Origin of the sequence: Streptomyces sp. P17 (assembly GCF_032436805.1) — a bacterium.
GTDB lineage: Bacteria > Actinomycetota > Actinomycetes > Streptomycetales > Streptomycetaceae > Streptomyces.
The window spans coordinates 20,400-28,097 of the sequence record NZ_JAVRBF010000079.1; the positions used below are offsets into that span (position 1 = coordinate 20,400).

The 7,698-nt window shown below is 72.0% G+C and carries 6 protein-coding genes; 1 reads left to right on the top strand and 5 read right to left on the bottom strand.

Annotated elements, in window-relative coordinates:
* Positions 1 to 12 precede the first annotated feature (12 nt).
* Complete coding sequence (locus RMT89_RS35400; protein ID WP_315887855.1) at positions 13 to 798, top strand: adenosylcobinamide-GDP ribazoletransferase; 786 nt, start codon at positions 13 to 15, stop codon at positions 796 to 798.
* Here RMT89_RS35400 and RMT89_RS35405 read toward each other — a convergent pair.
* The 5 genes from RMT89_RS35405 to RMT89_RS35425 all read right to left on the bottom strand — a co-directional run bounded on the left by RMT89_RS35405 (position 795) and on the right by RMT89_RS35425 (position 7,361).
* Positions 795 to 1,577: an endo alpha-1,4 polygalactosaminidase gene (locus tag RMT89_RS35405; protein WP_315887856.1), complete on the bottom strand. Its 783-nt coding sequence runs from the start codon at positions 1,575 to 1,577 to the stop codon at positions 795 to 797. The genes RMT89_RS35400 and RMT89_RS35405 overlap by 4 nt on opposite strands.
* The gene (locus tag RMT89_RS35410) at positions 1,574 to 2,212 is read right to left on the bottom strand and encodes a spherulation-specific family 4 protein (protein ID WP_315887857.1); all 639 of its coding nucleotides are present in this window, start codon (positions 2,210 to 2,212) and stop codon (positions 1,574 to 1,576) included. Before RMT89_RS35410 ends, RMT89_RS35405 begins: the two co-directional genes overlap by 4 nt.
* Positions 2,209 to 3,714 (bottom strand): hypothetical protein, encoded by a 1,506-nt coding sequence (locus tag RMT89_RS35415; RefSeq protein ID WP_315887858.1) that lies wholly within the window; start codon positions 3,712 to 3,714, stop codon positions 2,209 to 2,211. Before RMT89_RS35415 ends, RMT89_RS35410 begins: the two co-directional genes overlap by 4 nt.
* Positions 3,711 to 5,234 carry a GT4 family glycosyltransferase PelF gene (gene pelF / locus RMT89_RS35420; RefSeq protein ID WP_315887859.1) on the bottom strand — a complete coding sequence of 508 codons (1,524 nt, stop codon included), beginning with the start codon at positions 5,232 to 5,234 and terminating at the stop codon, positions 3,711 to 3,713. Before pelF ends, RMT89_RS35415 begins: the two co-directional genes overlap by 4 nt.
* A 90-nt stretch (positions 5,235 to 5,324) precedes the next feature.
* The gene (locus RMT89_RS35425; protein ID WP_315887860.1) at positions 5,325 to 7,361 is read right to left on the bottom strand and encodes a hypothetical protein; all 2,037 of its coding nucleotides are present in this window, start codon (positions 7,359 to 7,361) and stop codon (positions 5,325 to 5,327) included.
* Positions 7,362 to 7,698 lie beyond the last annotated feature (337 nt).

Here is a 7,698-nt window from a genome sequence, read left to right on the forward strand (position 1 = left end):
TAACCTTCCGGCGTGTTCATAACCCCCTCCGCGCACGGTCTCCGTTTCGCCTTCGGCACCCTCACCGTTCTCCCCGTCAAGGTGGAGCGGTGGGATCGGGACTCCGCGCGTGGGGGCATGCTCGGCGCTCCCCTCGTGGGGGTGCTCGTCGGGGGGTCCGCCGCGGCCCTCGGGCTGCTGTTGCTGTTCCTGGGGACCGGGGCGCTGCTCGCCGCCGTCGCCTCCGCCGCCGTGCCCGCCCTGCTCACCCGTGGTCTGCATCTCGACGGGCTCGCCGACACCGCCGACGGGCTCGGCAGCGGGAAGCCCGCCGAGGACGCCCTGCGGATCATGAAGCAGTCGGACATCGGGCCCTTCGGCGTCATCACCCTCCTCTTCGTCCTGCTCTCCCAGGTCGCCGCCCTCGCGCAGCTGTACGACGACTCCTGGGCCCGGGGTGCCCTCGCCGCCCTCGTCTCGGCCGTCGCCGCCCGCCTCGCGCTCACCCTCGCCGCCCGTGCCGGGGTGCCCGCCGCGCGTCCCGAGGGGCTCGGCGCCGCCGTCGCCGGGGTGGTGCCGGTGCGGTCGGCGGTGGCCGTGACCGGCGCCGTCGCCGTGGCCGCGGGGGCCACCGGGGCGCTCCTGGGCGCCGACGACGTCGTACGCACCGCCCTCGCCGTTCTCGCGGCCCTCGGCCTCGCCGAACTCCTTCTGCGCCGCTGTGTCCGCCGCTTCGGCGGGGTCACCGGTGATGTCTTCGGCGGGGTCGCGGAGACCGCCGCCACCACGGCGCTCGTCGTGCTGACCCTCGGGCTCTAACAGGCCTCGCGCCAGACTCCCAGCTCGTACTTCTTCAGCTGTGAGCTCAGCCCCAGCCGACGGGAGCCGGGGCAGAAGCGGCTCGTCGGCAGTTCGTACTCCACATGGAAGACCGCCTTGCCCGCGTCGATGAACGGCTTCAGCGCGCCGCACTCCCCGTACTGCGCGCACTGCTCGTTCACCGCGAAGTCGAAGTCGCCGACCAGTTCCGGGATCTGGTCCAGGTCGTTCTTCAGGCCGACGGCGAGGCCCCGGTCATGGGCCAGTTTCGCGATCAGACGGTTGTAGCGGAGCTGGTCACGGGCCGTGAGCGGGAAGCCGGTGCGGTTGCGGTAGCCGTCCATGTTGTCCGGCTCGACCGCGTCGAAGCCCTTGTCCCGGCACATGTCGAGACGGTCCGCCATCAAGGGTTCCAGTACGTCCGTACGGCGGATGTCCAGCCAGCGCTCGCCCTCCCAGCCGTTGCCGCGGCCCAGCACCTCGTCGGGGAACTCCTCCGCGTCCGGGCGGAAGTCCTCCCAGGCGCCGGTGGAGAGATAGCAGATCACCTTGCGGCCGTCCTGGTGCAGGCCCGCCACCGTGCGCTCCGAGTGGTCGAAGCCGTCGATGTCGTAGACCGGCACGTCCACGGACGTGTCCAGGCGGCCGCTCAGCTGCCACTGCCAGTCCAGGCCGGGGCCGGGCTGCCAGCGGGCATCCGGCGACTTGCCGTCGGAGGCGGTCGTGCAGCCCGCGAGCAGCAGGGTGAACAGGGCGGCCAGCGCGTAAAGGCGTCTCACCGGGCGGGCTCCAGGGCGTGCGGCAACGTACCCCAGGGATGATCTCCCACTCCGGGCACCGCACAGTGCACCGTGGCCCCGCGCGCCCGCGCCGCCCGCCCCGCGTCGACGCCGGCCGGGACGCCGTACAGCAGATGGCATACGCGCACCCCCGCGCCGTAGGAGACCGGCTGCGGGGGTGTTTCGCGGTACGTCGACCAGGGTCCCTCGAAGGTGACCAGCACGTCGGCGAGGCGTGCGTAGGAGGGGTGGGGTGGGGTGCCGTGGTTGAGGACGAGCGGACCGCGGGTCACCGAGGCCAGCTGACGGTAGTACGCGAACTCCGCGTGTCCCGAGGCCACTTGGTCGAGGAACACACCATCCGTGCCGTACCAGTCGCGGTGGCGGGTGAGGTCGCGGACCACGTCGGCGTGCGGTCGCCGGCCGTACGCCGTGTCCGTGTAGCCGAGGATTGCGACCTGCGCCGACCGCAGCCGGGCGGCGAGTTCGGCGAAGGCCGGGTCGGGGCGGTCGCCGGGGCCGCTGGACGGGTTGAGGATCACGCCGTACAGGCGGGGCGCGGCGGCGACGATCGCGTCCCACTCGGCCGGGCGGACGGCGGGGTGTTCGTAGTACGGGACCAACAAGCTGCTCATCTGTGGGCGGTTGCCCTTCCCAGCAGGACGCACACCAGGGCGCACTGCGCCGCGGCCGCCGCGCCGTACACCGCCACGCCCACGGTGTGCGGGCCGCCGGTGTGGGTGAGCAGGGCGAACGTCTGGACGAGGGCGGCCAGGACGCAGATCAGGGCGGCGCCGATCACCGCGCCGAACGACTGGAGCAGCAGGCCCGTCCACATCACCACGCCGAGCAGGAGCAGGGCGGCCAGCCGGATGGCGGTGAGGCCGGGGGCGCGCGGCCACAGGGCGGCGGTGACGAGGTCGAGGGCGAGCAGGGCGGCCAGGTAGGCGGCGAGGCATGCGACGACCGTGCGGGACGTCGTCCGCCGGAACGCTTTTGGGGTGCCGGCCGCGCGCAGACCGGCGAGGCTGCCGCTGCGGAAGCGGTAGAGGAGCCATTCGGCGGGACCCATGCTGAGAGTCAGGGCCACGGCGGCTGGGGCGGCTACGGCGGAGGGCTCGTCGCCCGCGAGTACGTCGCCGAGGGCCGCGTAGACGACGAGGACGCCGGTGCCGAGGCCGAAGCAGGCGTAGGGGAGGGAGCCCAAGAGGTGGGGGCCCCTTGTCGTCCGGCGGTTGCGGGCGCGTTGTGGCCGAGCGCGCCCACGCGGCGGTGGCCGCATATCAGATGCAGCCCCGCGCCCCTGGGGCGCCACCTCGCGGAGGCCGAGAACGGCCACCGCGGTCAGCGAGCCCAGGAGGAGCGTGAGTCTTGCCGCGTGCGGTACGGGATGGACGAGCGCCAGCAGCGCCCCCGCCGTCATCGGCAGCAGCGCCGCCAGCAGGGCGCGTTCCCGGCCCATCACCAACAGGGCTGTTGCCGCGCTCAGGTAGCAGGACTGCCCCGCCGCGAAGGCGACCGCCGTTGGGGCCGCCGTACCTGCCGCGACCAGGGCGACGAGAGCACCCAGCAACGCCCCCACCGACCCGCCCAGCAGCAACGAGCGCCTGGCCGCCGCCCTGTCGCCCAAGCCCAGCCACGTGTACGCGCGATGCGCAAGCCCCTGGTTCCACGTCCAGCCGAACAGGGCGCCGGCCAGCAGGGGGACCGTGCCCGCCGGGAGGCCGAAGTCGCCCCTGGGGCCCGCGAGCAGGGGTGCGCCCAGGACGTAGCCGAAGCCGGGCAGGGCGAAGACGATCCCGCGCAGGAGGCAGCCCAGCAGGCCCACCCGCCAAGGATCGTGGGCGGGTTCCGCGGGCTCGGGGTAGCGGCGGCCCACCCGTTCGTACAGCTCCTCCGCCAGGGCGAAGGAGTTCTTGACGCCGTAGCGCTCGCGTATCTGGTCGTCCGAGAGGCCGTCCGACTCCAGGAGCGCGGCGATCTCGTCGGGGTGGACGGCGGCGGCTACGAAGTCGTCGAGCCGTTCGGCCAGTTCGTCGACCGGGTCGGGCCGCGCCCAGCTCGGTGTGCGCTGGCGGGGGATCGCGGGCAGGGCGTCGGGGCGGGCGCCCGGGGGCATCCAGAGGCTTCCGCTCACCAGTCGGTCCCGTCCGTCGCGACCTTCTCGTACCAGGGGTCACGCAGTTCGAGGGTCCAGTCGGCGACGGTCTCGACCGTCGGCTCGTACACCTCGGGCAGACCGGCGAGCTCCTGGTAGATCGTCCGGAAGGCGTCCACGGAGCGGCGCAGTGTGAACCGGTCGATCACGCGCTGGCGGGACAACTCGCCGAGCTTCAGGCGCCGTTCGTCGTCCTTCAGCAGCGCAAGCGCGGCCGCGGCCATCTTCTCCGGCTCGCGCGGCGGGACGACGAGGCCCGTGTCGCCGACGGCCTCGCGCACTCCCCCGACGTCCGTCGAGACCGTCGTACGGCCGCAGGACATGGCCTCGATGATCGAGAACGGGAAGCCCTCGGAGATCGACGACAGCATGACGACGTGTCCGGCGGCGTAGGCGCGCCAGACCTCGCTGATGCGACCCTCGAAGGTGAGGCCGTCGGTGACGCCGAGTTCGGCGGCGAGCTTCTCCAGTCTGGTCTTGTACGCCTCGCCGCCGGGCGGGACCGGGCCGAACAACCGCAGCCGGGTCTCGGGGAGTTCGGCGCGGACCATGGCGTAGGCGTGGAGCAGGGTCTCCAGGTCCTTGATGGGGTCGACCCGTCCGCACCAGGTGAGGGTGGGGACCTCGGGTTCGGGGCCCGCGTGCGGGAAGGCGTGCGGGTCGACGCCGTTGTACACCGTGCGGATCTTGTCGACGTCGGCGCCGCCGCGCTCCTCCCAGCGACGGTTGTACTGGTTGCACGGTGTGATCAGATCGGCTGCCCGGTAACCGTGTGAATTCAGTTCACGGTAGAAGCCGAGCATGAACGCCTTCACGGGCCAGCGCTGTTCGGCGCTGCGGTAACCGAGGTAGCGCTCGCGCAGATAGATGCCGTGCTCGGTGAGCAGGAACGGTACGCCGTCCAGCTTGCGGGCGGCGAGCGCGGGCAGTGTGGCCAGGCCGCTGCTCACCGCGTGCGCCACCGAGTCCTCCGGGATCCGCACACCCAGCGGGCGCAGGGCATGTTCCAGCAGGTCGGTCGCCGTGAGCGCGTCGTGCACGGTGGGCCCGGCGGCGGCCGTCGGCAGATGCGGCATCGTCCAGACCCACATCAGCGACCGCAGCGCGGGCTCGCCGCGCAGCGCCGCGGACAGCCGTCCGTCTCGGGCGAGTCGGGCCAGCTCGTAGAGAGCCTCGCCGAAGTCGCAGCCGGCCTCGGGGTCGAGGAAGGAGAGCAGGAACCGCTCGTAGGAGTCGAGGAAGCCGCGGCGGGCCCGGCCGAAGGGGGCGCGTCCGCGTCCCGGGCGCGGTCCCCAGGTCGGCACCGTGACGTGCCGGCGGACGTTGGGCGGCAGCTCCCAGGTCACCGGTTCACGGCCGGTTCCGGTGAGCGAGACGACGTGGAAGTCGACCTCCGGCATGCCCTTGACGAGCTGGTCGCACCAGGTGCTGACGCCGCCGTGGACATGCGGATAGGTGCCTTCGGTGAGCATGGTGACATGACGGCCCGATCGCCTCATGCGTGAGTTCCCCCCTGCGGAACGGGTCTTACGGCCCGACAGCGCACCCCGGCCGGTCAGGATCCGGGGTGCGCGGGTCGGCGAGCCGGCTTACGCCGACGGCAGTTTCAGCGTGAGTGCGGACTGGAGCGCGGCCGGTGTGGCCCAGGCCGAGCGCTCGCCCGCGTACGGCGTGCCGAACACGGTGGTGCCGAGGAGCAGTTGCTTGCGCGTGCCCTCCGGCGCGGTCACCGGGATCTGGGTCCCGGACGGGGCGCTGACGGTGACGGTGGTACCGATGCGGTACGCCGTGACCCGGCCGTTCGCCACCGCCGTACGCCAGGCCGTGCGGCGCTGGAGCTCGGTACCGATGGCCTTCTGGGAGAGGTTCTCCACCGGCGTGTTGTCGGCGAACAAGGCCCGGTAGTCGGCCAGGACCTTCTCCAGGACCGGGTAGAGGATCCGGTCCTCGGCGAGGTTGGACTGGTGGGCGTAGTGCGGGCGGGGATCGTTGTTGACGACGTGACCGAGGGCGGTCCGGGCCTCCTGCGGGACGATGTACTGGTCGTAGCCGGTGGCCGGGTCCAGGGGCGCGTCCAGGCAGGTGGAGGCGGGGTTGGTCGTACAGATGCCGCTGCCGCCGTCCTCGGCGGAGGTGTAGATCCAGTTGTACTCGTCGGCCATCTCGGCCTTGGTGCCGGTGTTGTAGTACACGTTCATCGGGTGCCGGGGCACGGTCAGGGCGGCGCCCGCCGCACGCTGTTCGGGCTCGCGGGAATTGTCCGAGGCGACCCATTTGACGCCGTTGTCCGCGAGGGCGCCGGCCAGGTTCGGGTTGTCGTCCGGCTGCTGCGGCAGCGTCCTCAGGCCCGAGTGCTCGCCGGTGACCAGTTCGGTGCGGTCGATGGGGAGGCCCTGGGACACGGCCCAGTCGTAGTTGTCGCTGATCTGGGCCGCGATCTCGGAGCGGCTCATGTACTTCGTCGAGCCGTCGGCGTTCTTCGCGCAGCTCCAGGGCACGGTCGAGGTGTCCTGGACGCAGCCGAGGAAGGGGTGCTTGTAGGTGTGGTTGACCCAGCGGTACTGCGCCTTGTCCGCGAGCAGCCGTGCGGCGAGCGTGTCGGTGCCGCCGTGCTCGGTCTTCCACTCCTCGCCGGAACCGGCGTTGTAGACCATGTCCAGCGTGAACCCCTGGGCGCGCTGCCACTGGGCGGCGTAGGCGGCGTCCTCGGCCGTCATACGGATCGGGTTGGTCTCCTCGCCGCCGCCGACGCAGTCGAGGTCGCCGGGGGTGCAGTTGCGCTCGGTGTCCCAGCGGGCGTCGGGGGCGAAGACGTCGTCGACGTGCACCGCGAAGTAGTTGCGGTCCTGCCCGAGGTGCACGCCCTGGGTCAGCCACTCGACGATGCCCCGGGCGAGGACCCGGAACTGCTGCTGGTACTGGTTGTAGGCGAAGGTCACCACCAGCTCGCGCCGCCCGTCGCGGGCGTACTCGCCGATCAGGCTGCCGCGCCCGGTCCCCTCGGGGACGGGGACGTCGACATAGCTGGTGAAGCCGGCGCGGGGGCGGGCGACGTAGCCGTAACTCTCCTGGACCGAGGGGGCGTTGTCCTCGAAGGTGAAAGCGCCGTCGAGATAGCCGAAGTACGTCGACTTCCCGGCGGCGGTGACGGCGGCCTCGCGCCCGTCGAGGCTGCCGGACCAGCCGCCCTCGGTGGTGTAGTCGAGGCCGACGCCCGGATGCGCCCAGGTGTAGGCGTCGACCTGCGGGATGCCGTAGGTCCGCTCGTAGGTCTCCAGCGCGGTCTGCTCGGCGGAGCCGGTGCCGAACGGGGCCTCGTTCGGCAGGACCACGCCCTGGAACTTCGCCCGCGGCCGGCCGCCCACCGTGTCGCTCAGGAACGCCTCGGTCACGGCCGGGCGTGCCGAATCGTCCAGGTCGACGGTGGTGTACGGGATGCCGGTGCTGCGCAGTTGGGCCGCGACGGCCCTGACTGCGCTGCCGCCGTCGTCCACCACCAGGACCCTCAGGTCGATGCGCGGCTCCACGGCCGCCGAGGCGCCGGGGACCCCCAGCCCCAGCGTCAACAATCCCGCGGCCGTCAGGGCGGCTGCGGTGTTTCTCCATCTGAGCGCGCGGTGCGCCATGTGTCGTCCTCCCCCCACAAGATCCTCCTGTGGTAAATCGGAGGAGGATCCATGGAAATCATGCGAAGCGGCGAGCCGACGGCTCACCGGAACGCGATGAGTGTGTCTCAGGTCACGGGGAGTGAGAGTCGCTAAGCGGCTACGACGCCACCGACAGGTGAACGCCCGTAGGAATGAGCGAACGGGACACACGCGCGTAGGCTCGTCCCGAGTGTCAGCCGCACCGGGGAAGGCCCCGCTGAGCCCGCACCCTCGCCTCGGAACTAGGGGGTGTTTTGAAAGTCCTGTGCGGTGCCCGCGGTGTTCGGTGCGTGCCCTCGGCGTGCCGGACGAAGGC